Annotated in this window: 24 protein-coding genes; 18 read left to right on the top strand and 6 right to left on the bottom strand. The window is 66.0% G+C overall.

The genetic code is table 11. The features are described from left to right. Nucleotide 1: 1 nt before the first annotated feature. Nucleotides 2-1291: an MFS transporter gene (locus FHS31_RS10695; RefSeq protein WP_167073395.1), complete on the top strand. Its 1290-nt coding sequence runs from the start codon at nt 2-4 to the stop codon at nt 1289-1291. A 2-nt stretch (nt 1292-1293) separates the two neighbouring features. Further along, a complete protein-coding gene (locus FHS31_RS10690) occupies nt 1294-2136 on the top strand; it encodes an alpha/beta fold hydrolase (RefSeq protein WP_167073394.1) in 843 nt (280 codons plus the stop codon). Here FHS31_RS10690 and FHS31_RS10685 read toward each other — a convergent pair. Further along, the gene (locus tag FHS31_RS10685) at nt 2133-3320 is read right to left on the bottom strand and encodes an acyl-CoA dehydrogenase (protein WP_167073393.1); all 1188 of its coding nucleotides are present in this window, start codon (nt 3318-3320) and stop codon (nt 2133-2135) included. The genes FHS31_RS10690 and FHS31_RS10685 overlap by 4 nt on opposite strands. A gap of 103 nt (nt 3321-3423) precedes the next feature. Beyond that, nucleotides 3424-4299, bottom strand: coding sequence for an SDR family NAD(P)-dependent oxidoreductase (locus tag FHS31_RS10680; protein WP_167073392.1), 876 nt, complete (start codon nt 4297-4299; stop codon nt 3424-3426). A 133-nt stretch (nt 4300-4432) separates the two neighbouring features. Between FHS31_RS10680 and FHS31_RS10675 the strand changes: the two genes are divergently transcribed. From FHS31_RS10675 to FHS31_RS10660, 4 genes are read left to right on the top strand one after another with little or no spacing between them, the layout of a single operon-like run. Then, nucleotides 4433-5593, top strand: coding sequence for a class I SAM-dependent methyltransferase (locus tag FHS31_RS10675; RefSeq protein WP_167073391.1), 1161 nt, complete (start codon nt 4433-4435; stop codon nt 5591-5593). Further along, on the top strand, nt 5590-5967 hold the full coding sequence (locus FHS31_RS10670; RefSeq protein ID WP_167073390.1) for a hypothetical protein: 378 nt from the start codon (nt 5590-5592) through the stop codon (nt 5965-5967). The genes FHS31_RS10675 and FHS31_RS10670 overlap by 4 nt, the downstream gene beginning before the upstream one ends. A 14-nt stretch (nt 5968-5981) precedes the next feature. After that, entirely contained in the window at nt 5982-6800 is an 819-nt protein-coding gene (locus FHS31_RS10665) for a hypothetical protein (protein WP_167073389.1), read from the top strand. A 14-nt stretch (nt 6801-6814) separates the two neighbouring features. Beyond that, the gene (locus FHS31_RS10660; RefSeq protein WP_167073388.1) at nt 6815-8434 is read left to right on the top strand and encodes a tannase/feruloyl esterase family alpha/beta hydrolase; all 1620 of its coding nucleotides are present in this window, start codon (nt 6815-6817) and stop codon (nt 8432-8434) included. A gap of 171 nt (nt 8435-8605) precedes the next feature. Here FHS31_RS10660 and FHS31_RS10655 read toward each other — a convergent pair whose 3' ends face one another. After that, nucleotides 8606-10279 (bottom strand): tannase/feruloyl esterase family alpha/beta hydrolase, encoded by a 1674-nt coding sequence (locus FHS31_RS10655; RefSeq protein ID WP_167073387.1) that lies wholly within the window; start codon nt 10277-10279, stop codon nt 8606-8608. A 241-nt stretch (nt 10280-10520) separates the two neighbouring features. On the opposite strand from FHS31_RS10655, the gene FHS31_RS10650 reads away from it, so the two are divergent. The 11 genes from FHS31_RS10650 to FHS31_RS10600 all read left to right on the top strand — a co-directional run bounded on the left by FHS31_RS10650 (nt 10521) and on the right by FHS31_RS10600 (nt 22943). Next, nucleotides 10521-11855 (top strand): MFS transporter, encoded by a 1335-nt coding sequence (locus FHS31_RS10650; RefSeq protein ID WP_167073386.1) that lies wholly within the window; start codon nt 10521-10523, stop codon nt 11853-11855. Beyond that, entirely contained in the window at nt 11852-13090 is a 1239-nt protein-coding gene (locus tag FHS31_RS10645) for an amidase (RefSeq protein WP_167073385.1), read from the top strand. The genes FHS31_RS10650 and FHS31_RS10645 overlap by 4 nt, the downstream gene beginning before the upstream one ends. A 184-nt stretch (nt 13091-13274) precedes the next feature. Continuing rightward, nucleotides 13275-14090: a TorF family putative porin gene (locus FHS31_RS10640; RefSeq protein ID WP_341786339.1), complete on the top strand. Its 816-nt coding sequence runs from the start codon at nt 13275-13277 to the stop codon at nt 14088-14090. Between the two features lie 111 nt (nt 14091-14201). Next, nucleotides 14202-14291 (top strand): K(+)-transporting ATPase subunit F, encoded by a 90-nt coding sequence (gene kdpF, locus FHS31_RS10635; RefSeq protein WP_167073383.1) that lies wholly within the window; start codon nt 14202-14204, stop codon nt 14289-14291. 13 nt (nt 14292-14304) lie between these two features. After that, entirely contained in the window at nt 14305-16008 is a 1704-nt protein-coding gene (gene kdpA, locus FHS31_RS10630; protein WP_167073382.1) for a potassium-transporting ATPase subunit KdpA, read from the top strand. A 13-nt stretch (nt 16009-16021) separates the two neighbouring features. Continuing rightward, nucleotides 16022-18052 (top strand): potassium-transporting ATPase subunit KdpB, encoded by a 2031-nt coding sequence (kdpB, locus tag FHS31_RS10625; RefSeq protein WP_167073381.1) that lies wholly within the window; start codon nt 16022-16024, stop codon nt 18050-18052. Between the two features lie 10 nt (nt 18053-18062). Beyond that, nucleotides 18063-18659 (top strand): potassium-transporting ATPase subunit KdpC, encoded by a 597-nt coding sequence (gene kdpC / locus FHS31_RS10620; protein WP_167073380.1) that lies wholly within the window; start codon nt 18063-18065, stop codon nt 18657-18659. Next, nucleotides 18656-21322 carry a sensor histidine kinase gene (locus tag FHS31_RS10615; RefSeq protein WP_167073379.1) on the top strand — a complete coding sequence of 889 codons (2667 nt, stop codon included), beginning with the start codon at nt 18656-18658 and terminating at the stop codon, nt 21320-21322. The genes kdpC and FHS31_RS10615 overlap by 4 nt, the downstream gene beginning before the upstream one ends. Continuing rightward, complete coding sequence (locus tag FHS31_RS10610; RefSeq protein ID WP_167073378.1) at nt 21319-22008, top strand: response regulator; 690 nt, start codon at nt 21319-21321, stop codon at nt 22006-22008. The genes FHS31_RS10615 and FHS31_RS10610 overlap by 4 nt, the downstream gene beginning before the upstream one ends. A gap of 138 nt (nt 22009-22146) precedes the next feature. Beyond that, a complete protein-coding gene (locus tag FHS31_RS10605; RefSeq protein WP_167073377.1) occupies nt 22147-22521 on the top strand; it encodes a hypothetical protein in 375 nt (124 codons plus the stop codon). Continuing rightward, nucleotides 22518-22943: a hypothetical protein gene (locus tag FHS31_RS10600; RefSeq protein WP_167073376.1), complete on the top strand. Its 426-nt coding sequence runs from the start codon at nt 22518-22520 to the stop codon at nt 22941-22943. The genes FHS31_RS10605 and FHS31_RS10600 overlap by 4 nt, the downstream gene beginning before the upstream one ends. 338 nt (nt 22944-23281) lie before the next feature. Here FHS31_RS10600 and maiA read toward each other — a convergent pair whose 3' ends face one another. Genes maiA through FHS31_RS10585 form a run of 3 tightly spaced genes read right to left on the bottom strand, consistent with a single transcriptional unit; the run spans nt 23282 to nt 25403 of the window. Beyond that, nucleotides 23282-23893 carry a maleylacetoacetate isomerase gene (maiA, locus tag FHS31_RS10595; RefSeq protein ID WP_167073375.1) on the bottom strand — a complete coding sequence of 204 codons (612 nt, stop codon included), beginning with the start codon at nt 23891-23893 and terminating at the stop codon, nt 23282-23284. Continuing rightward, on the bottom strand, nt 23890-24597 hold the full coding sequence (locus FHS31_RS10590) for a fumarylacetoacetate hydrolase family protein (RefSeq protein ID WP_167073374.1): 708 nt from the start codon (nt 24595-24597) through the stop codon (nt 23890-23892). The genes maiA and FHS31_RS10590 overlap by 4 nt, the downstream gene beginning before the upstream one ends. A 35-nt stretch (nt 24598-24632) precedes the next feature. Beyond that, entirely contained in the window at nt 24633-25403 is a 771-nt protein-coding gene (locus FHS31_RS10585) for an IclR family transcriptional regulator domain-containing protein (protein WP_167073373.1), read from the bottom strand. A gap of 91 nt (nt 25404-25494) precedes the next feature. On the opposite strand from FHS31_RS10585, the gene gtdA reads away from it, so the two are divergent. Beyond that, nucleotides 25495-26547, top strand: coding sequence for a gentisate 1,2-dioxygenase (gtdA, locus tag FHS31_RS10580; RefSeq protein ID WP_341786338.1), 1053 nt, complete (start codon nt 25495-25497; stop codon nt 26545-26547). The last annotated feature ends 112 nt before the right edge of the window (nt 26548-26659 follow it).

The following is a 26659-nucleotide window of genomic DNA, read 5'->3' as shown; positions in this document are numbered from 1 at the left end:
GATGGGCGAAACCGAGAGCCGGCGTTACGCGATCTGGTTCGTGGCGATCCTCATCCTCGCCTATACCTTTTCGTACATCGATCGCACCATCCTGACGCTGATGGTCAAGCCGATCCGCGACAGCCTCCAGATCAGCGATGTCCAGCTCAGCCTGCTCCACGGCCTGGCTTTTGCGATCTTCTATACCTTCATGGGCATTCCGATCGGTCGGCTGGTCGATCGCTACCGCCGCACCGTCATCGTCGCGATCGGCATCGCGATCTGGAGCCTGGCGACGGCCTTGTGCGGCTTTGCGGCGACGTTTGTGGCGATGTTCGCGGCGCGGATCGCGGTCGGCGTCGGCGAATCGACGCTGTCGCCTGCCGCTTATTCGATGCTGGCCGACAAGTTCAGCGGGAAGAAGCTGGTCCGCGCGCTCGCCGTCTATCAGAGCGCGATCTATCTCGGTCCGGCGATCGCCACATTGTTCGGCGGCGTGCTGCTCGGCAAACTGGCGCCGGTGGACGGCGCGTTCGGGCATTTCGAGCCGTGGCAACAGGTGTTCGTCGCCGTCGGTCTGCCCGGCCTGCTGATCGCGCTGGTCGTTCTAACGCTGCGCGAGCCCGCGCGGCGGGGCGCGGGTGCGACGGTCGGCATCCCCTCGTTCGGCGCGGTGCTGGCGCACATGCGCGGGCAGTTCAGCGCCTATGGCCTGCTGATCCTTGGCCTATGTCTCCAAAGCGTCATGTGGAACGGCACCACCTTCTGGATCCCCGAGCATCTGAAGCGCGCCTATGGCTGGTCGTCGAGCGATGTCGCGTGGGGCTACGGCCCGGTGATCGCGATCTGCGGCACGCTCGGCGGGCTGACCGGTGGCTGGATCGCGGGCTGGCTGCGCGACAAAGGGCGGTCCGATTCGAATGTGGTGATCGGGGTGATCGCGGCGGCGACGGCTTGCCCGTTCGCGATCGCGGCGCCGTTGATGCTGAGTGGCCAGGCATCGCTGGCGCTGTACGGCATGTTCCTGTTCCTGGGCGCGATGCCCTATGGCGGTGCGGCGGCGGCGTTTCAGGAGATCACTCCCAACCGGATGCGCGGCCAGGTCTCGGCGGTGTATCTGTTCTGGCTCAACCTCGCCGGCATCGGCGTCGGCGCGACGCTGGTCGCGTTGGTAACCCAGCATGTCTATGGCGGCGATCACGGGCTCAGCGCGGCGCTCGCGACCGTTGGCGGCAGCGCGGCAATCGCCTCGGTGCTGGTGCTTACCCTCTGCCTCGCGCCGTATCGCCGGGCGCAGGCAGCAATCGCGTAACGATGACGATCCGCCGCGGCTTCGCCGACATCGCCCCCGGCGTTCAGGTTCATTACCGCACCGCCGGGTCGGGTGGGGCGCGGCCGCTCGTCATCCTCCACCCGTCGCCCGGTTCATCGAAGATGATGGAGCCGCTGATCGCCGCGTTCGGCGGAACCCGAGCGGTCTTCGCGCTCGATACGCTGGGCAACGGTGACTCATCGCCGCCGCTGGAGGCGCACCCCGACATCGCGCATTTCGCCGGCGCGCACATGGCGGCGATCGACGCGCTCGGCCTTGAGAAGTTCGATCTCTACGGAACCCACACCGGCGCGACGATCGCCGCCGAGGTTGCGCTGGCCTGGCCCGAGCGAGTGCGCCATCTGATCCTCGACGGCGTCTCCAATTTCACGCCCGAACAGCGCGCCGAGATGCTTGCGCATCACGCGCCGCCGCTGACGATCGCGCCCGATGCGAGCCATCTGCTCTGGGCGTGGAATTTCGTGCGCGACGCTTACCTGTTCTGGCCATGGTACAAGCGCGATGCCGAGCATCTGCGTGGATCAGACGTGCCGACCACCGACGCGCTGCACGACAAGTTCGTCGAGGTGATCAAGGCGGCGCGCACCTTCCACCTCAGCTACAACGCCGCCATCGCCTATGACATGCCGGAACGGTTCGGCGCGATCACCGTCCCGACGCTGTTTACCTGCGCGCGCCAGGACATGCTGCTGGCCTATTTCGACGAACTGGCCGCGCTGATGCCGCATGCCGAACGCTATATCTCGCCCGGCCTGAGCGGCCCGGGCCGCGACGAGACCTTGGCGCGGTTCGTGGCCTTCCTCGATGATCGGCCGGCGCTTTAAAAGGCTGGAATACCCGTGATCGCGCGGCCCAGGATCAGGCCGTGGATGTCGTGCGTGCCCTCGTAAGTGTTGACCGTTTCCAGATTGGCGGCGTGGCGGATGACGTGGAATTCCGCCGAGATGCCGTTGCCGCCGTGCATGTCGCGCGCGACGCGGGCGATCGCCAGCGCCTTGCCGCAATTGTTGCGCTTGATGAGCGAGATCAGATCCGGCTGGATCACGCCCTCGTCCATCTGCCGGCCGACGCGGAGCGCCGCCTGCAGGCCGAGGCCGATCTCGGTCATCATGTCGGCAAGCTTCAATTGCACGATTTGCTTCGAGGCGAGCGGCTGGCCGAATTGCTTGCGGTCCAGCGTATAGCTGCGCGCCGCCGCGTAACAGGCTTCCGCCGCGCCGATCGATCCCCAGCCGATGCCGTAGCGCGCGCGGTTGAGACAGCCGAACGGACCCTTCAACCCTTCGACGTTGGGCAGCAGCGCGTCCTCGCCGATTTCAACGCCGTCGAGCACGATCTCGCCGGTGACCGAGGCGCGCAGGGACAGCTTACCCTCGATCTTGGGGGTCGAGAAACCCTTCGCGCCGCGCTCGACGATGAAGCCGCGGATCGCGCCACCATGGGCTTCCGATTTCGCCCAGACCACCGCCAGATCGGCGATCGGGGAATTGGTGATCCACATCTTGGCACCGTCGAGCAGATAGCCGCCGTCGATCTTGCGGGCGCGGGTGATCATCCCGCCGGGATCGGACCCGGCGCCGGGCTCGGTCAGGCCGAAACAGCCGATCAGCTCGCCGCGCGCCAGGCCGGGCAGATATTTCTTGCGCTGCTCCTCCGATCCATAAGCGTGGATCGGATACATCACGAGGCTGGACTGCACCGACATTGCCGAGCGGTAGCCGGAATCGACCCGCTCGACCTCGCGGGCGATCAGGCCGTAGGCGACATAGCCGAGCCCCGCCCCGCCATATTCCTCAGGCACGGTCGCGCCGAGCATGCCCAGCTCGCCGAGCTCGCTCATGATCTCGCGGTCGAACCGTTCTTCCAGATAGGCCGAGGTCACGCGCGGCAGGAGCTGCTCCTGCGCATAAGCATAGGCCGTCTCCCGGACCAGGGTCTCCTCCTGGGTGAGTTGGTCGGACAGGGCGAACGGATCCGCCCAATCGATCGGGCTGGTGTGCTGGCTCATCTATACCTCGCTTGATGATGCGGCCTATCGGCAGTCGACGGTGTCCGGGCGAGCATCGCGGCCTGCATTATCCGCATGACGGTCAAATGCGCACGCGGACTGACTACATGATGACTGGCATGTCCGAAGGCGGCTGCATCGCGCGCCGGGCCGCGTCACTCGGAGCAAGATCGGCGTCCCAGTCGCGTGCGACGAAACGACGGCCTGTCACGCCGTTCGATTGGTCGCTCGCCAGCCAGAGGATCGGCGGCGCCATGATCGATGCGGGCAGCAGATCAATATTGGTGCCTTCCTGACCGACCGGCTCTTTGCCCGCGACGAACGGCTTGGCCCGCGCACCGACATTGCCGCCGGGTACGAACGCGGTATCGGTCGGGCCACCGGGAAGCAGGATGTTGGCGGTGACGCCGGTGCCTTGCAGCTCCTGCGCCCAGATCGCCGTGCTGGCCTCCAGCGCCGCCTTGATCGGGCCATAGGCGCCCGCGTTGGGGCGGCGCATCGTCGGCCGCGATGTCGAGATGCCGATCACCCGGCCAAACCCCGCCGCGATCATTCTGGGCGCGACGGCATGGAACATCGCGAACGGGCCGAGCAGGTTCACCCCAACCATCGCTGTGATGTCTTCGGGCTGGTAGGTCCAGAAAGGGAAGGGCGTCCCTAGCGGCAGGCTCGCCTGCTTGGCCGGGAAGCCGAGCGCCGCATTGTTGATCAGCACCTGCACCGGGCCGAACAGCCCTTCGGTATGATCGACCGCCGCGGCGCAATCCTCCCAGCGCGACACGTCGCCGACATAACCCTCGCACGCGCCGGTCCCGAGCGCCTTGGCCTCGGCGACGGTTGCGGCAATCTCGTCGGCGGAGCGGGCGACGATCAGCACGCGCCCGCCCGCCTGCACCAGCGCCATGGCCATCACCTTGCCGAGCCCGCGGCTGCCGCCGGTGACGATCGTGACGCGGTTTTCGAGTGAGCGGTCGGTCAAAGTCGTCTCCATCGGCTTGTATGTTGATGCAACTCTGGCGTCCGCCAATCTATCCGCTTATCGACCAAATAGGGCGAAGATGCCGATCGGTATCGGCGCGGCGTTAGCATCGGTGCAGCGAAGGAGACAGCGATTGTCCGCAAAGCCGCACGCCATGCTCGCCGATCTCTCGCACGACGAGGCCTCACGCCAGGCTTATGCCGCGACGCTGCGCGGCTACACGATGGGCTTTCTGTCCGACGCCAACCGGGTGATCTGCGATCAGGTCGTCGCGCCCGCGGTCGCGGCGAAAGGGCTGACCGGGCGCGAGGCCGATCGCGCGGTGGTGAAGGGCATGGAGGCGCGCGACGAGCATCGGCTGTGGCAGGTCTTCAGCCAGACCTGGCAGGATCTGATCTGGCATTATTGCATGGACAGCGTCGATCGCCAGCTGCCCGAACTGGTCGATCGCTTCCGCGACATTTCGGCGAGCGCGCAGGGCAGCCTGACCCTCGATCCCGATCTGCCGCTGCCGCGTTATCAGAGCGCGGCCGACAACCACCGCTTTCCCGGCAGCTATCATACCGAGACGCGCGACGACGATGTGCGGCAGGGCGCGGTGCTGGATCGCGCCGCGCATACCTACATGGGCAATGCGCTGGGCGGCGAGATCCACGACCGGCGCGGCCATACACTGATCGCGCATATCCGCGAGCGCTTCCCGGACCTGAAGCTGGAGCGCATCCTCGACATCGGCTGCCAGAACGGCGCGTCGACGGTGCCGTGGGCGCGGACCTATCCGCAAGCCGAGGTCCACGCGATCGACACCGCCGCCCCCTGCCTCCGCTACGCCCATGCGCGCACCGAGTCTCTCGGCGCGCGGGTGCATTATGGCCAGCAGAACGCCGAGCACACCGATTTCCCCGATGGCCATTTCGATCTCATCGTCTCTCACGTCATGCTGCACGAGACGACGCACAGCGCGTTGCGCGCGATCTTCCGTGAATGCCATCGGCTGCTGCGGCCGGGCGGGGTGATGGCGCATCTCGAAGTGCCGTTCCGGCAGGAGCTGATGTCGCCGTGGATGAAGGTGCTGAGCGCGCGCGAGGGACGCTATAATCAGGAACCGTTCTGGATCGGCCTGACCGGCGCCGATCTCGCCGGGATCGCCGCCGACGCGGGGTTCGTCGATGCGCGGATGGGGTTCCAGACGACGGTCGGCAACGGCGTCGATGCCGCACCGGGCTTCGTGCCGCTAGAGAAGGGCAAGTCCGATCTTTCCAACTGGTTCGTCCTCTCCGCCGTGAAGCCGTGAGCGACCCCAAGACCTATGACCCGATGCGCGCGCGGGTGCCCAAGGGCGAGCGGCCGACCTTTTTCGACGATCCCTCGATCGATCGGCTGTGGTGGGTGACGCTGGCGCTGCTCGGCGAGGTGACCACGCTGCGCGACCGGCTCGACGCGCACGAGCGGCTGGCGGCGCGGCACGGCCTTTTCACCGCCGCCGATGTCGATACGTTCGAGGCCACCGAAGACGAGGCGGCGGCGCGCGCGGCCGAACGACAGGCGCTGGTCGAGCGAACGCTACGCGCGATCACGATCGAGGTCGAGGCGGCACGCCGCGCCGGGGCCGAGGGACAACGACGGGTGCAGGAGGACGAGGATGCATCGCCCTCCGGCGCGGGATGATTGGGGAGAGACTGATGGAGATGACGCTGGACCGCCGGCGGTTGCTTGTCGGCGCTTCCGGAGCGGCGGCATCGCTGCTGCTGCCCGCCTGGAGTTCCGCCGAAGCGGCGCCGCTTACGCCGGAACGCGGCCTGGATTCCTATCGTCGGATGCTATGCGGTGCCGAGGGCGAAGAGGTGCTGTGGTGGTTCATCGGCGATATCTACCTTCAGACGCCGGGTGCATCGGTCGTGCCGGTAGCACGGTCGCTGACCATCGGCGGCTATACCGCCGAGACCTCCGGCCCGCGCACCTTCCGCTACCGCTTCCGCGAGGCGGGGGTGATCGTCGATCTTGCCACCGGCGAGCCGCTGCGCCGCAATCCCATCACTCAAGCGCCCGTTGCGCAGCCGCCGCTGGTCGATGAGAAGCCCGAGGAGATCGACTGGACGGTCCAGGACGACGGCAACATCGTCAAGACCCAGCACGGCCGCACCTCGACGCTCAACCTGCGCTGGACCGAAACCTCGGCGAACCTTTTGCTGATAGAGACCGAACCCGGCCCCAACGCCTTTGCGCTGGCGCCGGGCGATGCCGGCAATGCGTGGAAGGGGCTCGAATCGACGCGCACCGTCTATGCCAAGCGCGCCGATCTCGCGCGGCCCGGCTTCGTGCCCGCCGATATGATCTACAGCGTCGCGATCAAGGCGACGCCGCCCTGGCTGGCGACCCAACCTCCGGCAGACCATTGGCTGATCGTGCGCGGCATCGGCCGGAAGAGCCGTAAGAATGAGGTCGTCAATCAGGATGCGCTCGATCTGGTGCGGCGCTTCTTCCCGACTTACCTGCCATGACAAGGGTGCTACCGATGCTGTCTGCGGTCTCTCTGAGCGCCCTGACGCTTGCCGCCACCTCCGTCCTGACCGCGCCCGCCACCGCAGCGCCGCTCACCGCGGTGCCGATCGAGCCCGGCGAATGCGCCGCGCTGGTCAAGACGGACTTCACCCATGTCCAGGAGGCGCCGACCCGGCTCTATACGGCGAAGGTGGTGCCCGCGAACGGCAAGACCGAGGCCTATTGCCACGTCACCGGCTATGTCGCGCCGCAGGTCGGGTTCGATCTCAAGCTGCCGATGACCGGCTGGAACGAGCGCATCCTCGGCATCGGCTGCGGCGGTCTTTGCGGCAATACCGAGCTTTTCTACGACGTGCTGCCGCGTTGGAAAGCACCGCTCGAGCGCGGCTACGTCACGTTCGGCACCGACCTGGGGCATCGCGGCGCCGACTCCCAGGATGGGCTGTGGGCGGCGAACAACCTTTCGGCACAGGTCGATTTCTTCTTCCGCGCGACCCACGTCACCACCATCGCGGCGCGGGCGATCACCGAGCATTTTTACAAGAAGCCGATCCGCTACGCTTACTTCTGGGGCGATTCCACCGGCGGCCGTCAGGCGATGATGGAGGTCCAGAAATATCCGACCGATTATGATGGCGTCGTCGCGCTCTGCCCCGCCAGCAATCCGATCGATTCGGTTCAGCTGACCTTTTATTCGGTGACGCTGTCCAAGGCGTTCACAGACTATGCCAACAATGCGAGCAAGATTAAGTTGCTCGCGGGCGCGGTAATGAAGCAGTGCGACGGCCTTGATGGACTGAAGGATGGCGTCATCCAGAATCCGCTGGCCTGCCATGTCGATCTCGCGCCGCTGCAATGCGCCGCCGGACAATCGGGCGGGAACTGCCTCACCCCCGGCGAAGTGACGGCAGTGCAAGCGGTCTATCGCGGGCCACAGAATGGCAAGGGTCAGATCATTGCCGGCGGCTTGCAGCCGGGATCGGAGGCGGACTGGATCGGCCGCTATCTGACCGTCGACGGCAGCGAGAGCTTCTATTACGCCTTCATGCGCGATTTCTGGCGCTACACCGCCTTCCACGATCCCGAGCCGGATTTCGAGCCTTCGCAGCTCGATTACGACCGCGACGTTGCGCGGCTCGACTGGCAGCAGGCGATGCACAGCGCGACCAATCCCGATCTGCGCCGCTTCCGCGATCATGGCGGCAAGATCCTGATGCTGCAGGGCTGGGGCGATACGTCGGTGATCCCGGACGGCACGGTCGATTATTACACCATGGCGACGCGCACCATGGGCGGCCCCAAGCCGACGCAGGACTTCTTCCGGTTGTTCATGCTGCCCGGCGTCGGGCATTGCGATCATGGCGGTCTGACCGGCGCCGACGTACTCGACGGGGTGGACGATCTCCAAGTGATGGAGGCGTGGCGCGAACAGGGCAAGGCGCCGGCCAGCCTGACCGCCTACCGCCTCAAGAAATATGAGGGCGTCAGCTCATTCTGGCCGCAGACCGCGCCGCCGGATCCCGCCAATGTCGCGTTCAGCCGGCCCCTCTACCCCTATCCGCAGGTGGCTCGCTACAAAGGCGGGGATGTTAATGCCGCGTCCAGTTTCCGCGCGACCGAACCGGCGAAATAGGATTTAGAACGATCCTCCCCCGCCAGGGGAGGTGGCAGCGTCGGCAAGGCCGTGGCTGACGGAGGCGAGGTCGGCGGCCACCTCCGAAATCCCGTGAACGCCCGCCGTCCTCCCCTCCACCGCCTGCGGCGGTCCCCCTCCCCCTGGTGGGGGAGGATTATTGATCGCCTGTTATTCCGTCATGCTGCCTGGCCGCCAGTTGGCCGCGTCGTTGGCATCGCCCGTGCCCTTGTAGCGGGCGATTAGCGGATAAGGATAAACCGGTCGCGTCCGATCATAGCTGCCCGCGGGGAGCGGATAGCGCGGCCGCGGCAGGCCGAGATAATTCTGTTCCTTGACGAGATGGTGGGCGATCACCTGATCGGGCGCCTTGCCCTGCTCCACCCAGGCCTCGATCGCACTGATCCAATCGACGGAGTCGCCGCCGGGGCCGCGCCGACAGTGTGCGACGCCCGGCAGCATGAACAGCCGGGAGAATTTCTGCGCCTCGGCCTCGCCGCCCATGGTGCGCGCCATCGTCTCGTGATAGTCGGTCGACACGCCGGGCGCGGCCTCGCTGTCGTCCCAGCCGTGCCAGGTGATGATCTTGCCACCGGCATCACGGAAACGGCGCAGATCGGGATCGCCCGCCCAGCGCAGCCAGTTGAGCGTGCCGCCGGGATAGATGCCCATCGTGCCGCGCGCCGCCGTATAATCGTCGTCATGACCATAGGGCGTGGCGAGCGTCGCCGCGGTCAGCGGATAGATCCCGCTGCCATAATCATAGGCGGCGCCCATCGCGCGCGGGTGCGGCTTGCCCTTGTCGCCGATGAAAGAGGGATACCATTCATATTCGGACCCCGGCAGCATCCCGCCCCAGCCATAGAAGACCGGCTTGCCGTCCGCCGTCACCGGGCCCGCATACATCTTGCGCACCACCGCAACCTCGGCGGAGGTGAGGCAGGTCTTGGCCTCGCGGCCCTTGCACAGCAGCGTCGCGGGATCGAAGCCGCATTTACGCGGATCCTGGAGGACGCCGTCCTTCAACCCGTCCTTGGCGTCGCATTCGGCGAGCACCGCCTTGCGCAGCATCGGCAACTTGTCAGGATCGAAGATGCCGTTGCCGTTGGCGTCGAGGTTCGCGCGGACCAGATATTCGCTGTAGTTAGGCCCCGTTAGATAGACCGGCGACCCCGAAACGATGCCGTCGAAATCGTGCGGATAACGCTGCGCCTCGATCTGACCCTGCAGTCCGCCGGTCGAGCAGCCATACATGTAGGAGAATTTGGCGGGGAGGCCGTAGGCGGCCTTTACCACCTCCTTTGCGGCCAGGGTCACGACATGCGTCGCGCGGTAGCTGAAGTCGATCAGCGCCTGGACATTGCCGTAATCGAAGGTCCAGTTATTGGGCGCGCCGGTATGGCCCATGTCGCTGGCGACGACCGCATAGCCGCGCGCCAGCGGCTCTTCGAGCTGCGGGCGATAGATGATCCCGCAGGCGCCGCCGCAGCCATAATGCATGAAGCGGCCGTTCCACTTCGTGGTCGGCATCCGCAGCTCGAAATTGATGGAGGGCGCGACGATGCCGTTGACCTGGCAGACCTCGGGCACGTCGTCATGCGCGGCGACGATCTGCGCCTGCATGATCGAGGTCGGCGCCTCGGGCAGCTGGGCGAGCGCCTTTTTGAGCGCGTTCTCGGTGCCTCGGCTGGTGGCGTAAGCGGCTAGCGCGCTGCACTGGCCGGCGCTAATGGTCGGCGGCGTGGTGAGCGGGGCGGGTGTGGGCTGCGCGGCGACAGGTGCGGCGAGCGCGCCGCTGCCCAGCAGGACCGACGCCGCTATTCCCAGCAGCTGCTTAGCGACCATGATGCCTCCCAGATCGAAATATCTGGCGGCAGCGTAAACCGGCGACGGCGGGCGATAGCGGCGTGTTGCCGACTATCCGAACAGCAATCAGTTCGATCGCCCTGCGGCAAGAATGGCCAATCGCGGCGGATTGTTCGCCTATCGGGCAATCCGTGCCGCGGGCACAGCGATGATCCGCCACGCTATAGTCATCACTCTGCGCGGATGGCATGTCCGTAAGACCATTCAGGGGGCACAGCCGATGGCGACCGTCGAATCCATGAGCCCGATCCCAACCGACCGGCTGCCGACGCCGCTCAAGATCGGCTGGGGGTTCGGCTCGGTCGGCACCCAGATTGTGCTCAACGGTCAATCGCTGCTGCTGCTGTTTTTCTTCGTCACTGTGCTCAAGATGGAGCCGGCGCTGGCCGGGACGATTCTGTTCGGCGCGAAATTGTTCGATGCGGTGCTCGCGCCGATCGTCGGCACCTGGTCGGATCGGACCAACAGTCGCTGGGGGCGGCGGCGTCCTTTTCTGCTCGCCGGCGGCATCCTGTGCGCGGCGGGTCTGTTCTGTGTCTTCAATACCCCCACCGCCAATCCGCTGGTGCTGCTGGCATCGCTGATGCTGATCTCGCTCGGCTATTCCTTCTTCAACATCCCCTACATGGCGATGCCGGCGGAAATGACCGATTCCCCAATCGAGCGCACCTCGATCATGTCATGGCGGATCGCATTCGTCGGCGTCGGCACGGCGCTCGCCACCACGCTGCTGCCCTTGGTGGCCAAGGCGGGCGGCGGCGGCAAGGCCGCTTATGGCACGGTCGGCGTAGTGGCCGCGGTTCTGACTCTGATCGCCATGCTGATAACCTTCGCGGTGACCGGCCGGGCACGGGCGACGTCGTCCTCGGGCGAGCGCTTCTCGTTCACGGCGATGATCGGCGCGATCACCTCCAACGGCCCGTTCGCTTTCCTGCTCGCTGCCAAGCTGTGCCAGCTCATCGGGCTCGCGGCGATGTCCGCCTCGATATTGTTCTTCTTCAAGCAGGTGATCGGCGGCGGTGAATCGATGCTGGCGCTGTGGAGCCTGTTTGGCAATGCCGCATCGATCGCATCGATGCTCGTCTGGCCCTATTTCAGCAAGCGCTACGGCAAGGTCGCGGTCTATGCCGCCGCCGTCCTGCTCTATTCGGTGTTCGGTTTCAGCTGGCTGCTCGCCGGGCCGGGCGAAAGCACGTTGGGCGTGCTGATCCGCGCGGTCGGCGGCGGCGTGTTCGCGGGCGGGCTGTCGCTGATGGGCCAGTCGCTGCTGCCGGATACGATGGCGGTCGATTTTGTCCGCAGCGGTATGCGCCGCGAGGGCGTGTTCGCGGGCGCTTACAGCTTCGTCGAGAAGGCCTCCTTCGCGCTGGGCCCGATGGCCGTGGGCTTCATTTTTCAGATCATGGGCTTTGCCACGCATGGCGTCGCGGGGGGTGATCCGCGCGCGGTCTATGCGGCGGTGGGGTTGCTCTCGCCGGGCCTGTATCTGCTCAGCATATTGCCGCTCCTGGGGATGCGCCGCTCGCTGGCGGCTTATTACCGATCCCCGGAATGACCGACCGCGCCGCACTGGCGGAGGCGCTGCATTTCGCGGTCGGCCCGATCCATGAGCGGCCCGGTGCGGGGAAAGGCCCACTCGCCGGGCAGAGGCTGATCGTCAAAGATCTGTTCCATGTCGCCGGTGAGCCGACCTTCGGGGGTGGCGACAGTCCGATCGAACCGCTCGCCATCGGCACCGCGCCGGCGGTGCAGCGGCTGATCGATGCCGGCGCCGTCTATATCGGCAAGGCGCAGATGGTGCAGCTGGCGTTCGGCGGCTGGGGAACCAACGCCTGCGTGGGCGCGCCGCGCAATCCCTGGGATGCCGACGTGTTTCGGGTTGCCGGCGGCTCCAGCTCGGGATCGGCGGTGGCGGTTGCGGCGGGTTTCGCGGATCTCGCGCTCGGCAGCGATACCGGCGGATCGATCCGCATTCCCGCCTCGCTGTGCGGCATCGTCGGCCTTCGGCCTTCGCAGGGACGGATCAGCCTCGATGGCGTGATGCCGCTGGCGCCGTCGCTCGATTCCGCCGGGCCGATGGCGCGCACGGTCGCGGACGTAGCGGCGGCCTTTGCGGTTCTCGCGGGCGAGCCGATGGTCGAGGGACCGGCGCCCGTCGCCTCGCTGTCGCTGCGCATCCTGAGCGACGACGCGCTGGTGGCCGATGAGGAGGTTGCTCACGCCTATCGCGCCGTCGCCTCGCGCCTCGGCCACAACGGCGCGACGCTGCGCTCGCCGCCGCTGCCGGCGGCGCCGCGCGACTATGTGGCGCCGACCGGCCAGGTGATGGGCTATGAGGCGTGGGCAGAGCATGGCGCGCGCATCACCGCAGGCGCCGCAACCGCCGATCCGGGCGTGCTGCGCCGTTTCCAGGCGGTGTCAGGGATCGACGAAGCCAGCTATCGCGCGGCCCAAGCCACCCGTGACGCCGATCGCCGGCAATTCGCTGATTGGTTCGAGGGTGCCGACTTTTTGCTGACCCCGGCCACTGCGTGGACCGCGCCGCCGATCGCGGACGTCGACGAGGGCGACTTCACGCTCGCATATTACACGCGGATGGCGAACTACCTGGACCTTTGCGCGATAGCCTTGCCCTGCGGGTTCGACCGTTTGGGCTTGCCGATCGGGATCCAGCTGATCGGCCGCGCGGGCGACGAGGGCAAGCTGATCGCTGCCGCCTGGTCGATCGAGCGCCTGCTCGCGCTGCCGCCGCGCCTGCCCCCGCTTCACGCCTCGCGCTGCGCAAATTGATCGCCGCGTTGAGACGCGGGCGCCCGCAAATCCGGTAAATACTATGCCAAACATATGGAGAAAGGCGTTTCCCGGTCTCGCTACTTAACGCGGCATCGCCCTAATGACCCGTCCTCCTCCGCTCACATTTCCCGAGCGGAGCACGATGGGGACAATGATGAAGCGGATTTTGGCCACCTCTTTGGTGGCAATTCTTATTGGTGGCGGAACGGCGCAGGCGCAGACGGTGCCCGCCGAAGCGCAAAGCGACAAGGGCGCGCCTGCGGCGGCGCCCGCTGCGCCGGCGGCGACGCCGACCTGGACCATCACCGACAGCGGCGCGATCGTATCCCAATATCGCTTCCGCGGAATTTCGCAGTCGGACAACAAGCCCGCCGTCCAAGGCGCCTTCACGATCGCCCATGCGTCCGGCTTCTATCTTTCGGCCTGGGGATCGAGCGCGTCCGGCGACAATGCGGTGAACATCGGCAGCACCGAGATCGACGTCTATGGCGGCTATACCCACGCGCTCGGCAAGAGCGGGCTGACCATCGATGCCGGACTTTACGGCTACATCTATCCGGGCAGCGCGAAGGCCGTCGGGATCAACGAGGATTATTACGAGGTTTACGGATCGCTGGCCAAGGCGTTTGGCCCGGTTACGCTCAAGGTCGGTGCGAACTGGGCACCCGATCAGAGGTACTTCAAGGCGTTCGCAACCCCGACACGCTACAACGTCTATGAATATGGCGAGCTGAGCTACGCTTTCGCGCAGCTGCCGATCACGCTGCACAGCCATATCGGCCATACCGGCGGCGGGCTGGATTATGCCGCCCACGACTATATCGATTACACGGTTGGCGCCGGATACAAATGGAAGGCGCTGACCTTCGACGTCTCGCTGGTCGGGACCAATCTCTCGCGCGCCGATACCCGCGCCGCCGATCTGGCCTTCGGCACCAACGATTTCCACCGCGCCGCCAAGCGCGTGGCCGTCGGCTCCGTCACCGCAAGCTTCTGACAGAAGGAATAGCGCCATGCAGGATCTATTGTGGATCGCGATCACGATCGGGCTTCTGGCTCTGACGCTCGCTTACTTCCGCCTCTGCGAAAAAGCCTGAGGAGCAACGCCATGACGATCGACCTTTGGCTCGGCGGCATCACCGCCATCGCCCTGCTTGGCTACCTCGTGGCCGTGCTCATCCACCCCGAGCGGTATTGAGCGGAGAAAACACATGACCATTCAAGGTTGGCTGCTGATAGCGGTTTTCACGGGCTTGGTGATTGCGATCACCAAGCCGTTCGGGCTCGGTCTCTACGCGGTCATGGAGGGACGCCGGACATGGCTTCACCCCGTATTGGGGCCAGTCGAGCGCGCCTTCTATGCGCTCTCGGGCATCGATCCCGATAAGGAGCAGAGCTGGATCCGGTTCGGCATCCATATGCTGCTGTTCAACGTCGCCGGGTTGTTCCTGACCTACGCGATCCTGCGGCTGCAATATTATCTGCCGCTCAATCCGCTGGGTTTCGCGGGGCTGGCGCCGCATCTCGCCTGGAACACGGCGGTCAGCTTCACCACCAACACCAACTGGCAGAGCTACAGTGGTGAATCGACGATGTCGCAGTTCAGCCAGATGGTGGGCCTGACGATCCACAATTTCATCTCGGCGGCGACCGGCATCGCGCTCGCTTTCGCGTTCATTCGCGGCTTTGCGCGCCGGGAGACCGCGGTCCTCGGCAACTTCTGGGCCGATGTGACGCGCGTGACGCTCTATCTGCTGCTTCCGGTCTGCCTGGTCTATGCCGTCATCCTGTTGGCGGCCGGCGTTCCGCAGACCTTCAACGGCTCGGTCGTCGCCACCACATTAGAGGGTGCAAAACAGACGCTCGTCCTCGGGCCAGTCGCCAGCCAGGAAGCCATCAAGATGGTCGGCACCAATGGCGGCGGCATTTACAACGGCAACTCCGCGCACCCGTATGAGAACCCCAGCGCGCTCATCAACCTGCTGCAGATGGTTTCGATCTTCTCGTTCGGCGCCGGGCTGACCTGGGCGTTCGGCAAGGCGGTGGGCAACACCAAGCAGGGCTGGGCGATCTTCAGCGCGATGCTGGCGCTGTTCCTGGTCGGCACGGCGGTAGCCTATTCCGCGGAAAGCGCGGGCAACCCCATCCATCACGCTCTGGGTGTTCCTGGCGGCAATATGGAGGGCAAGGAGGTCCGCTTCGGCATCGCCGCGTCCAGCCTGTTCGCCGTCGTCACCACGGATGCGTCCTGCGGCGCGGTCAACGCGATGCACGATAGTTTCACCGCGATCGGCGGCATGATCCCGCTGTTCAACATCCAGCTCGGTGAGATCATCTTCGGCGGCGTCGGCTCCGGCCTTTACGGCATGCTGCTGTTCGTCATACTCGGCGTGTTCGTGGCGGGCCTGATGGTCGGACGGACGCCGGAATATGTCGGCAAGAAGATCGATGGCCGTGAGGTCAAGCTCGCCGTTCTCGCCATCGCGGTGCTGCCGCTCATCATCCTGGGCTTCACCGGATTGGCGGCGATTTCGAAGGACGGCCTGGCGGGTCTCGCCAATCAGGGCCCGCACGGCTTTAGCGAGATGCTCTACGCCTTCACCTCGGCGGTCGGTAACAATGGCTCGGCCTTCGCCGGCCTGACCGCGAGCACGCCGTTCTATGACGGCCTGCTCGGTGTCGCGATGTGGCTCGGTCGCTTCTTCGTCATCGTGCCGATGCTGGCGATTGCCGGGAGCCTCGGGGCGAAACGGATCGTGCCGGAATCCGCGGGCTCATTCCCGACCACCGGGCCGCTCTGGGTCGCGCTGCTGATCGGCGTCATCCTCATCCTGGGCGGGCTCACCTTCCTGCCATCGCTCGCGCTTGGACCCATCGCCGAACATATCGCGATGATCCACGGCCAGCAGTTCTAAGGGGCGATTTTTCATGGCTCATGTAGCTTCACGCTCGGTGTTCACGGCCGATCTCGTCGGTCCGGCGATCGCGGATTCCTTCCGCAAACTGGATCCGCGGACGCTCATCCGTAACCCCGTCATGTTCGTCACCGCCGTGGTGGCGACGCTTGTCACCATCATGCTCGTCGGCGGGATCGGTGGCGGCACCGTCGCCTTCAAGGGCCAGCTGGTGTTCTGGTTGTGGCTTACCGTGCTGTTCGGCAATTTCGCCGAGGCGCTCGCCGAGGGGCGGGGCAAGGCGCAGGCCGCATCGCTCCGCGCGACCAAAGGCGAGCTGACCGGCAAGCGCATCGTCGGATCGGGCACAGAAACCGTCCCCGCGGCGGCCCTCAAAGTCGGTGACATCGTCCTCGTCGAAAACGGCGATCTGATCCCCGCCGATGGCGAAGTCGTCGAAGGCGTCGCATCGGTAAACGAAGCCGCGATCACCGGCGAGAGCGCGCCCGTGATCCGCGAGGCGGGCGGCGATCGTTCGGCGGTCACCGCCGGCACGCGCGTCGTCTCGGACTCGCTCAAGGTCCGCGTCACCGCCGGACCCGGCCAGGGCTTCCTCGATCGCATGATCGCCCTCGTCGAAGGCGCCGAGCGGCAGAAGACGCCGAACGAGATCGCGCTGACGATCCTGCTCGTCGGCCTGACGATCATCTTCCTGATCGCAGTCGGCACGATCCCGATGTTCGCCAAATATGCGGGCGGGCTGGTGCCGGTGGTGATCCTCTCGGCATTGCTGATCACCCTCATCCCGACGACGATCGCGGCGCTGCTGTCCGCGATTGGCATCGCGGGTATGGACCGGCTCGTGCGCTTCAACGTGCTGGCCAAATCGGGGCGCGCGGTCGAAGCGGCGGGCGATATCGACGTGCTGCTGCTCGACAAGACGGGCACGATCACGGTCGGCGATCGCCAGGCAAGCGAGTTCCGTCCCGTGGGCGGTGTCGCGGTGGGCGAGATGGCGGAAGCCGCGCTGCTGGCGAGCCTGGCCGACGAGACCCCCGAGGGCCGCTCGATCGTAGTGCTGGCGCGCGAACGCTTCCACGTCACGACGACGGCGCTCCCCGGCGATGCGGAGGTGATCCCCTTCACCGCGCAGACCCGCATCTCGGGCGTCAAGACCGGAACCTCGCTAATCCAGAAGGGCGCGGTGGATTCGATCCTCAAGGCCAACCCCGGCGTCGGCGAGACCGCTGCCGCGACCGAACTGCGCCGGGTGACCGACGAAATCGCGCGCGCCGGCATGACGCCGCTCGCGGTGGCCAAGGACGGCCGTCTGCTCGGCGCCATCGCGCTCAAGGATATCGTCAAGGCGGGCATCCGCGAGCGGTTCGGCGAATTGCGCCAGATGGGCATCCGCACGGTGATGATCACCGGCGACAATCCGCTGACCGCCGCCGCGATCGCCGCCGAAGCGGGAGTCGACGATTTCCTCGCGCAGGCAACGCCCGAGGACAAGCTCGCCTACATCCGCAAGGAGCAGGTCGGCGGGCGGCTGGTGGCGATGTGCGGCGACGGCACCAACGACGCTCCGGCGCTGGCGCAGGCCGATGTCGGCGTCGCGATGAACACCGGCACGCAGGCCGCGCGGGAAGCGGGCAACATGGTCGATCTCGACAGCGATCCGACCAAGCTCATCGAGATCGTGGGTTTGGGCAAGCAATTGCTGATGACCCGCGGCGCGCTTACCACTTTCTCGATCGCGAACGACGTCGCCAAATATTTCGCGATCCTGCCGGCGATGTTCGTCGTGCTGTATCCGGGGCTGGCGATCCTCAACGTCATGCATCTGGCGACGCCGACCAGCGCGATTCTCTCGGCGATCATCTTCAATGCCGTCATCATCCCGCTGCTGGTGCCGCTGGCGCTCAGGGGCGTGAAATATCGGCCGGTCGGCGCCGGGCCTTTGCTGGCCAGGAACCTCGGCATCTACGGCCTCGGCGGCCTCGTCGCGCCGTTCGTCGGCATCAAGTTAATCGATATCGCAGTGTCCGGCATCGGACTGGCGTAAGGAGCGGATCATGGGTTCGAATTTTATCTCAGGCCTACGGCCCGCCTTGGTGATGACCCTGCTGTTCGGGATTCTCACCTGCGGCGCCTATCCCCTCGCGGTGATGGGCATCGGCAAGCTGGCCTTCGCACGGCAAGCCGAAGGCAGCCTGATCACCGATACCAAGGGTGTCGTGATCGGATCGTCGCTGATCGGCCAATCCTTCACCAGCGATGGCTATTTCAACTCGCGTCCGTCGGCAGCCGGCAAGGGTTATGATGGCACCGCGTCCAGCGGATCGAACCTCGGGCCGACCTCCAAGGCGCTCGCCGACCGTATCGCCGGGGATATCAAGACGCGCCGCGCCCAGGGCGTCACCGGGCCGATCCCGGCCGATCTGGTCACCGCATCGGGATCGGGCCTCGATCCGGATCTGTCGCCGGCCGCAGCGCTGGTCCAGGTTCCGCGGATCGCGCGGGCGCGCCATGTGCCGGAAGATTCGCTGAGGACTCTGGTTGAACAACATTCCCAGCATCCCCTATTGGGATTCATCGGCGAGGATCGCGTCAACGTGCTTGAACTGAATCGGCAGCTCGACATTTTGGCCGGAACCCTGAACGGGCATTGAGCGCCCCGCCCGATCGCCCAAGCCCCGAAGACTTCCTGCGCCAGGCGGCGCAGGAAGGCCGCGGAAAACTGAAGATTTTCCTCGGGGCGGCGCCGGGCGTCGGCAAGACCTTCGAGATGCTTTCGGAGGGCGCGGCCCGCAAGGCGGCAGGCATCGACGTCGTCGTCGGCGTCGTCGAAACGCATGGGCGACGGGAGACCGAAGCCCTGACGCGCGGCCAGGAGATCGTCCCGCGTCGGGATATGCCGTACGAAGGCCGCACGCTTCAGGAAATGGATCTCGACGCGCTGCTGGAACGGCACCCGCAGCTCGCGCTCGTCGATGAGCTTGCGCACACCAACGTGCCGGGCAGCCGCCACCCGAAGCGGTGGCAGGATGTCGAGGAATTGCTCGACGCCGGCATCGATGTCTTCTCGACCGTCAACATCCAGCACATCGAAAGCCTGAACGACGTCGTCGCATCGTTCACGCGGGTTCGTGTCCGCGAAACCGTCCCCGACAGCGTGCTGGAGATGGCCGAACTCGAAGTCGTCGACATTCCTCCCGACGAGCTCATCGAGCGGCTGAAGGAGGGCAAGGTCTATATGCCCGCCGAGGCGAGCCGGGCGCTGAACCATTTCTTCTCGAAATCGAATCTGTCGGCGCTGCGCGAGCTGGCGCTGCGCCGCGCGGCACAGGCCGTCGATGCGCAGATGCTGGACCATGTTCGGGCCAATGCGCTCGGCGGAACGTGGGCGGGCACCGATCGGATCGTGGTGGCGGTCAACGAGCTGCCGGGGGCGGAGGGATTGGTCCGCGCCGCCAAGCGCATCGCCGATGCCTTGCACGCGCCGTGGACCGCGGTGCACGTCGAAACCCCGCGCACCCGCCAACTCGGGCCGGAGGAGCATCGCCGTATTGCGACGGTCCTGAATCTGGCCACCCAGCTCGGCGCGGCGGTGATCAGCGTGCCGGCCGCGACCGTGGTCGAAGGTCTGAAGACCTACGTCACGGAGGCGCGGGCGACGCAGCTCGTGGTCGGCAAATCGCCACGTTCCCGCTTGTTCGAATTGCGTCACGGCTCGGTGGTCGATCGGCTGGTCCGCGACACGCCGGGTGTCGCGGTTCACGTCATGCCGCTGGAAGGCGCAACAGCCCCGCGACCCCGGCGCAATCGCGCGCGCGGGGCGTGGGGCACGCGATCGGGGTATCTCTGGACGACGGCGATGGTCGCCGGGGTGACGAGCGCGGGCACGGGCCTGTCCCATATCCTCACGCTCGGAAACGTCGCGCTGCTCTACCTGCTTCCGGTGATGGCGGCGGCCAGTCTGTTCGGCTTGCGCACCGGCCTCTACGCCGGGCTCGCGTCCTCGCTGGCCTATAATTTCTTCTTCCTGCCGCCCGTGCATACGCTCACGGTCAACAATCCCGAGAACATCGTTTCGATCGTCGTGCTGCTCGGCGTCGCGATCGTCACAAGCCAGCTCACCTCGCGCGTTCGTGCACAAGCGGACCTTGCGGCGACGAGCGCGCGATCGAACGCCGCGCTGGCCGGCTTCCTCCGCCAGCTGACGTCGCTGGGCGATCGGACAGAGGTATGCCGCGCGATCTGCACCGAAATAAGCCTTCTGTTCGGGCTTCGCGCCGTCATCCTCGAGAGCGAAGAGACCGGGTTGGTGGTGCAGGCGGCCAGCGCCGCCGATACGCGCATGGAAACGATGGAACTGGCAGCCGCGCAATGGGTGCAGGATACTGGCCAGGCGGCGGGGCGCGGCTCCGGCACGTTGACGGCGTCGGACTGGCTTTTCCAGCCGCTCAAGGCGGGCGGGCGCGTTCTGGCGGTGCTCGGGATCGCCCAGGACGATGGCAGCGATCCGATCCGTTCCGATCAGCTGCCGCTCCTGTCGGGCCTGCTCGATCAGGCGGCGCTGGCGCTGGAGCGGCTGCGGCTCGAAGCAGAGATGCGCGATGTCGATTCGGTGCGGGAGCGCGATCGGCTACGGGCGGCGCTGCTCTCGTCGGTCGGCCATGATCTGCGCACCCCGCTGACATCGATCCTGGCCGGCGCCGCGGAGCTGCACCGCGAAATCGATCACCCGCTGCTGACGATGATCGAAGGCGAGGCGCTCCGGCTCAACCGGTTCGTTTCCAATCTGCTCGACATGACGCGGGTGGAAGCCGGCGCGCTAAAGCTGAAGGTCGAGCCGACCGATCTTACCGATGCCGTCGCCGCCGCGGTCGCCGATACGCGCCGCTCGCTGGAGGGCCATTCCATCAACCTCGAAGTGCCCCCAGATTTGCCGCTGGTCCGCGTCGACCCGCAGCTGTTCCACCATTGCCTGTTGAACCTGCTCGACAATGCCGGCCGTTACGCGGATGCAGGCACGCCGATCTCGATCCGTGCCGAACGTCGCTATGGCGAGCTGATCCTGTCCGTCATCGATCAGGGGCCGGGCTTGCCGCCGGGCCGCGAGAAAGAGGTTTTCGAGACCTTCCGCCGGCTGGAAGGATCGGATCGCGCGGTCGGCGGCACGGGGCTCGGCCTCGCCATCGTCAAGGGTTTCGCGGAAGCGATGGGGATGTCCGTATCGGCGTCTGCCAGAAGCGACCGGAAAGGGGCCACGTTTGCGTTGCGGTTCCCGGAGCAATTGCTGGTGAAGGAATCGGGAGAGGTGGGCGAGTGACCGGCCAGCGCATCTTGGTCGTCGATGACGAATTGCATATCCGCCGGCTTCTGCACGGCACGCTCACCCGCGCGGCCTATGAGGTGATCGAGGCGAAGACCGGCCGCGAGGCGCTGGCGCTGGCCGCGAGCGCGCATCCCGATGCCATATTGCTCGATCTCGGGCTGCCCGATCGGGACGGGCTTGAGCTGGTGCCGATCCTGCTCCGTCAGGCGAAGGTGCCACTGCTGGTCATCTCTGCACGCGAAGCCACCGACGACAAGGTGGCGGCGCTGGATCTGGGCGCGGACGATTATGTCACCAAGCCTTTCGACGGGGAGGAGCTGCTCGCGCGGCTGAGGGCGGCGCTGCGCAGTAAGGTCAGCGCCCATGGCAGCGAGCCCATCGTCAGCGCGGGAGACCTGCGCATCGATCTAACCAACCGCATCGTGACCAAGGGAGGCACGGAGCTTCACCTGACGCGCAAGGAATTCGACGTGCTCGGACAATTGGCGATGGCGCCCGGGCGGGTGGTGACGCACACCCGCATCCTCGCGCAAGCCTGGCCGCTGGAGACCGATCGCCGCATCGAATATCTTCGCATCGTGGTGCGCAATCTGCGGCAGAAGCTCGAATCCGATCCGGCGTCTCCCAAGCTGATCGTGAACGAACTGGGGATCGGCTATCGCCTGATGGCGGACGCCTGAGCCTTACAGGCTCGCCGAGCCTTCAGGGCAAAGCAAAAGTCCGCAACCCTACGCTTTCTATACGGGAATGGTCCGTCCTCGATCTCGAAGACATACGGGAACGGCGATAGATGGGATGCCGCATGATGGGAGTGCGGCATGTCTCGCCCGACGAAGACACGGACATATGATCTCGCGCTACGGACCTCCGGGGCCGCCGGCGTGCTTGCGGGCGCTTCGGCGAGTGCGCGCCTTTACCACCTCGTCAATGCCGCGCCCAAACATGACGCGGCCGTGGGGGAACTGCTGCTTGCGGCCTTGGCCTATCTGGGGATCTGCCTCGGTTCCGCGCTCGTGGTCCTTGGCAGGCGCATTAACGAACAGGTGACGATCTCGCCCAGATGGGCGGAACGAGACCCTCTTTCCGCAATCGGGATAGCCGAAACAGAATCATCCGCCGTCGAAATGCGGGAGGAGTCCCCCATTCGGGCGGCGCAGACCGCGTTTGTCGCTTCCTTCGGCCATATGTCATGAGCGTGATGAGCGGACATCGGCGGCAATCGGCATGGCGCGCCTTCGGAATCCTCCTGCTGGCGTCAGGCGCGGGGGCTTTGTCCCAAGCGCACCGCATCGGCGGTTCCGTGGCGTGGTTGTACAGCCCGATCCTCGCGTGGGCTGTCGGCCTGACAGGATTCGCGTTGGCCATGACAGGCGTGCTGCTGGCCGTGCACGGCGCAGAGCTTCGTCAGCGCTGGCGCGCTCGCCAATTGGCGGAGACGGCGACAAGGCATCCACCCCGCAGACGGCCACCCTCGGACGCGATCGACCCCTGGTTGGTCCTCAACGGATTTGCGGGCGGCCGGCTCGCCCTGACGAGTTTCCTGATCGTCCGCGCCCAGGAGCGCGGGGCCGCCCGTCGGCCATCGCCGATGCAGGACAAAGGCGGTTCCGCATGAGTGGCGCGTGGATCGTGATGCTCTTCGTCGCCACCTTGGTGTTGGCCGCAAGCCTGTGCTTGCCGAAGGACCGCCGCCCTCCGGTGCCACCTGACGACGACCGTCGGCGGGACCGAGACGGCATCGATCGCGCCAATGGTAGAGCGCCCGCATCCCTCAAGCCGCACATCGATGAAGGGTGAGCTGTCACACGCGATTGCCGTCTTCAATTTGATCTTGCTGACGTGGTGCGCATTCAAACTGAGCAAACGACGCGATCCCTGATTCGCAGCCGAACATGAGACGGCCGGCACGAACGGGTCCGCTCGGCGTAATCGTCTGATCGTTCGGCCGCGAGTTTAGACTTTTGGAGAGGCCTCCTGAAAGGCCGGCAGCTCTGCGGCCCGATCGGCGATCGCGGTCAGGCGCGGAAACGGAGTCAGATCCGCGCTGAACCGTCTGGCGTTGTACATCTGCGGCACGAGGCAGGCATCAACGATATTCGGTTGATCCCCGCCCGCGAACGGCGCGTCGGGCAGCAATCGCTCCAGCGTGGCGAAGCCCTGCTCTACCCAGTGGCGATACCAGGCGTCGACCGCCGCCTTGTCCTGGCCCATCTCCTGTTCGAGATATTTGAGCACGCGCAGATTGTTGATCGGGTGGATGTCGCACGCGATGGTCAGCGCCATTTCCATGGCGCGCGCGCGCGCGACCGGGTCGAGCGGGATCATCCGCGGCGCGGGGTGGACCGCATCGAGATATTCGATGATCGCGATGCTCTGTCCGATGTGCAGCCCGTCTACCTCCAAGGTCGGGACCAGCCCGGCGGGATTGATCGCAAGATAATCGGGCGCGCGCTGCTCGCCCGCCCGCAGGACGTAATTGCGCTTTTCGTAGGCCAAGCCCTTGAGATTGAGGACGATCCTGACGCGGTAGCTGGCCGAAGACAGCGCGAAATCGTGGAGGATCATGCGAAATCCGCTTCCTTTTCGCTGATCGTGACCTGGAGCGGCTCCAGTCCCTCGATCGTGACGTCGATCACATCGCCGGGCACCACCGGGCCAACACCTGCGGGCGTGCCGGTGTAGATCAGATCGCCGGGCAGCAGCCGCTCGAACCGGCTGAGATAGGCGATGGTTTCGGCGCAATCCCAGATCAGATCGGCGACGTCGGCATCCTGCTTGATATCGCCGTTGACGGTCAGGCGGATCGGCGCGTTCGGGATATGGCCGCCGTCCGCCACCGGGCGGATCGCTGCCAACGGAGCGGAGAAAGCGAAATTCTTGCCGACCTCCCAGGGGCGCCCCTTGTCGCGCGCTTCGAGCTGGATGTCGCGCCGCGTCATGTCGAGCCCGACCGCATAACCGTAGACGAGATCGAGCGCGTCCGCCTCGCTGACCTTCGCGCCTGCCTTGCCGATCGCGATCACCAGTTCGGCTTCGAAATGGTAGTTGGCGGTCTCCGGGGGATAGGGAATGGTCGCGCCGTTGGCGACCAATGTATCGGCCCATTTGGCGAAGAAGAACGGCTTCTCGCGGTTGGGATCCTTGCCCATCTCGCGCGCGTGCGCCTCATAATTGCGACCGATGCAGAAGATGCGGCCGACCGGGAACCTGTCCTCGGTGCCGACGATGGCGGCTGAAGGGCGATCGGGAAGCGCAAAAATATGAGCCATGGAAAATCCTTTCGATTGGAAGGGGACGTGAAAAGTTAGGAGGCGATCGCTTCGGGAGGCTGCCAGCCGAGCCGGGCGGAAGCCGTGGCCGCCGCCACGCGCAGGCGTTCCACGGCGTGCTGTGCGATGCCTTCGCGCGCCCCGACCAAGGTGACCACGGCGGCCGCCTCGCCGAAAGCATCGAGGATCGGCGCCGCGACCGCGCTCAGGCCCGGGATATGATCGTTGGAGACATGCCCCGTGCCCAGCGCCGAGACCTGCGCGGCCAGCGCATCGGGGTCGCCGCCACCGGCCATCGCCTCGTGCGCAGCCAGCGCCGCCGTCTGTCGGCGGGGCAGGAAGCCCAGGAAGACGCGGCCGGTCGCCGAGGTCAGCAGTGGCAGCACCGCGCCGACCGTGATCGAGGCGCGCACCGCCGCGCGACCGGCGATCCAGCGGATGACGGTGGGCCCGCGATCGCCCCAAACGGCGAGCTGGCCAGTGCTGCCGGTTTCGTCGACCAGCGCCTCCAGCGCCTCCGTCGCGATCGCCACCGCATCGATCCGGGCCAGTGCCGCCAGCCCGGCCTGGAGCAACCGCGGACCGAGGTCATAGCGGCCCGATGGGGTATGCTGCTGCATATAGCCCGATCGCACGAAGCTGACGCAGTAGCGATGGCAGTTACTGATGGGCAGATCGGCGGCCGCAGCCAGCGCCTTGAGGGACAGCGGCCCCGGGCTCGTGCGCAACGCATCGATCACGCGCAGCCCGATCTCGATCGACTGAATGCCGCGGCGGTCGCTTCCCTGGCCGTCACACTCCGACACTGACACTCCCGTTTGCCGATGGATGATGCGTTGGCTATTGCGGTAACTAGGGCAAAGGCGCAGGATGGCAACCGAAAACAGGAGTCCTGCCGTGGCCACGCTCGTCCGCCCCTCGAACCTCGAAACCGCCCGCGACGATTTCTATGATCGGCTGACGCCGGAGCGGCTGACACCGCTGTGGAAAGTATTGTCGGCGCTGGTGACCCCCACCCCGCGCACCCCCGCCGCAGCCGCCGCCTGGTCGTTCGAGCGCATCCAGCCGCTGCTGATGGAGGCCGGCGAGCTGATCACCGCCGCCGAGGCCGAACGGCGCGTGCTGATCCTCGAAAATCCCGCGCTGCCGGGTCAGTCGCGGATCACCAACACGCTGTATGCCGGGTTGCAATTGATTCTGCCGGGCGAGGTCGCGCCCGCGCACCGTCATGCGCAGAATGCATTGCGGTTCATCATGCAGGGTGAGGGCGCCTTCACCGCGCTCGATGGGGAGCGCGCCTATATGCACAAGCATGATCTGATCCTGACCCCCGCCTGGCTATGGCACGATCATGGCAACGAGACCGATCAGCCGATGATCTGGCTCGACGGCCTCGACATCCCATTGGTCCAGATGCTCGACGCGAGCTTCGCCGAGCACCGCGAGGATCGCGGCGCGTGGCCGACGACGCGCCCGGCGGGCGATGCCGGGATGCGCTGGGGCCGCAACATGCGCCCGGTCCATGCCGATCGGGTGGCAGGGCAGGGCAACCCGCTCTTCATCTATCCCTTCGTGGAATGGCGCGAGACGCTGGAGGTGCTCCGCCGCAGCGAGGCGCCGCATGTCCACGATGCTTATCTCATGGAGTTCACCAATCCGGTCGATGGCGGCCCGGTGATGGCGACCATGTCCGCCTTCGCGCGGCTGGTCCCGGCGGGGTTCGAGACCCGCGCGGCGCGATCGAGCGACGGCATGATCCATGTCGTGGTCGAGGGCACCGGGACGCTGCTGATCGACGATAAGGCCTTTGCCCTCGCTCCGGGCGAGATCGTGGTGGTGCCGTCCTGGGCCGAACGCCGCTTCTCTGCCGACAGCGACCTCGTCCTGTTCAGCTACTCCGACCGCGCGACCCAGCAGAAACTGTCGCTCTGGCGCGAGCAGGTGAATTAGCAGCGGAGCAATCTAGGCGGATCGACATTCAGCGTAGCCAGATCATGGCGGCGGCGAGGTGAACGAATCCGGTGAAGTGGATTGTTCGGCGCTCGTAGCGGGTGGCAAAGCG

The organism is Sphingomonas vulcanisoli (genome assembly GCF_011761305.1).
Classification (GTDB): domain Bacteria; phylum Pseudomonadota; class Alphaproteobacteria; order Sphingomonadales; family Sphingomonadaceae; genus Sphingomonas_I; species Sphingomonas_I vulcanisoli.
This window is presented reverse-complemented; position numbering and strand designations above follow the sequence as displayed.

Coding starts and splice junctions, on each gene's coding strand:
- kdpF (WP_167073383.1), top strand. CDS start 14,202: ATGACGATCGACCTTTGGCTCGGCGGCATCACCGCCATCGCCCTGCTT.
- FHS31_RS10590 (WP_167073374.1), bottom strand. CDS start 24,597: ATGGCTCATATTTTTGCGCTTCCCGATCGCCCTTCAGCCGCCATCGTC.
- FHS31_RS10605 (WP_167073377.1), top strand. CDS start 22,147: ATGTCTCGCCCGACGAAGACACGGACATATGATCTCGCGCTACGGACC.
- maiA (WP_167073375.1), bottom strand. CDS start 23,893: ATGATCCTCCACGATTTCGCGCTGTCTTCGGCCAGCTACCGCGTCAGG.
- FHS31_RS10685 (WP_167073393.1), bottom strand. CDS start 3,320: ATGAGCCAGCACACCAGCCCGATCGATTGGGCGGATCCGTTCGCCCTG.
- kdpB (WP_167073381.1), top strand. CDS start 16,022: ATGGCTCATGTAGCTTCACGCTCGGTGTTCACGGCCGATCTCGTCGGT.
- FHS31_RS10650 (WP_167073386.1), top strand. CDS start 10,521: ATGGCGACCGTCGAATCCATGAGCCCGATCCCAACCGACCGGCTGCCG.
- FHS31_RS10690 (WP_167073394.1), top strand. CDS start 1,294: ATGACGATCCGCCGCGGCTTCGCCGACATCGCCCCCGGCGTTCAGGTT.
- FHS31_RS10660 (WP_167073388.1), top strand. CDS start 6,815: ATGCTGTCTGCGGTCTCTCTGAGCGCCCTGACGCTTGCCGCCACCTCC.
- FHS31_RS10665 (WP_167073389.1), top strand. CDS start 5,982: ATGGAGATGACGCTGGACCGCCGGCGGTTGCTTGTCGGCGCTTCCGGA.
- FHS31_RS10655 (WP_167073387.1), bottom strand. CDS start 10,279: ATGGTCGCTAAGCAGCTGCTGGGAATAGCGGCGTCGGTCCTGCTGGGC.
- kdpA (WP_167073382.1), top strand. CDS start 14,305: ATGACCATTCAAGGTTGGCTGCTGATAGCGGTTTTCACGGGCTTGGTG.
- FHS31_RS10600 (WP_167073376.1), top strand. CDS start 22,518: ATGAGCGTGATGAGCGGACATCGGCGGCAATCGGCATGGCGCGCCTTC.
- FHS31_RS10645 (WP_167073385.1), top strand. CDS start 11,852: ATGACCGACCGCGCCGCACTGGCGGAGGCGCTGCATTTCGCGGTCGGC.
- kdpC (WP_167073380.1), top strand. CDS start 18,063: ATGGGTTCGAATTTTATCTCAGGCCTACGGCCCGCCTTGGTGATGACC.
- FHS31_RS10695 (WP_167073395.1), top strand. CDS start 2: ATGGGCGAAACCGAGAGCCGGCGTTACGCGATCTGGTTCGTGGCGATC.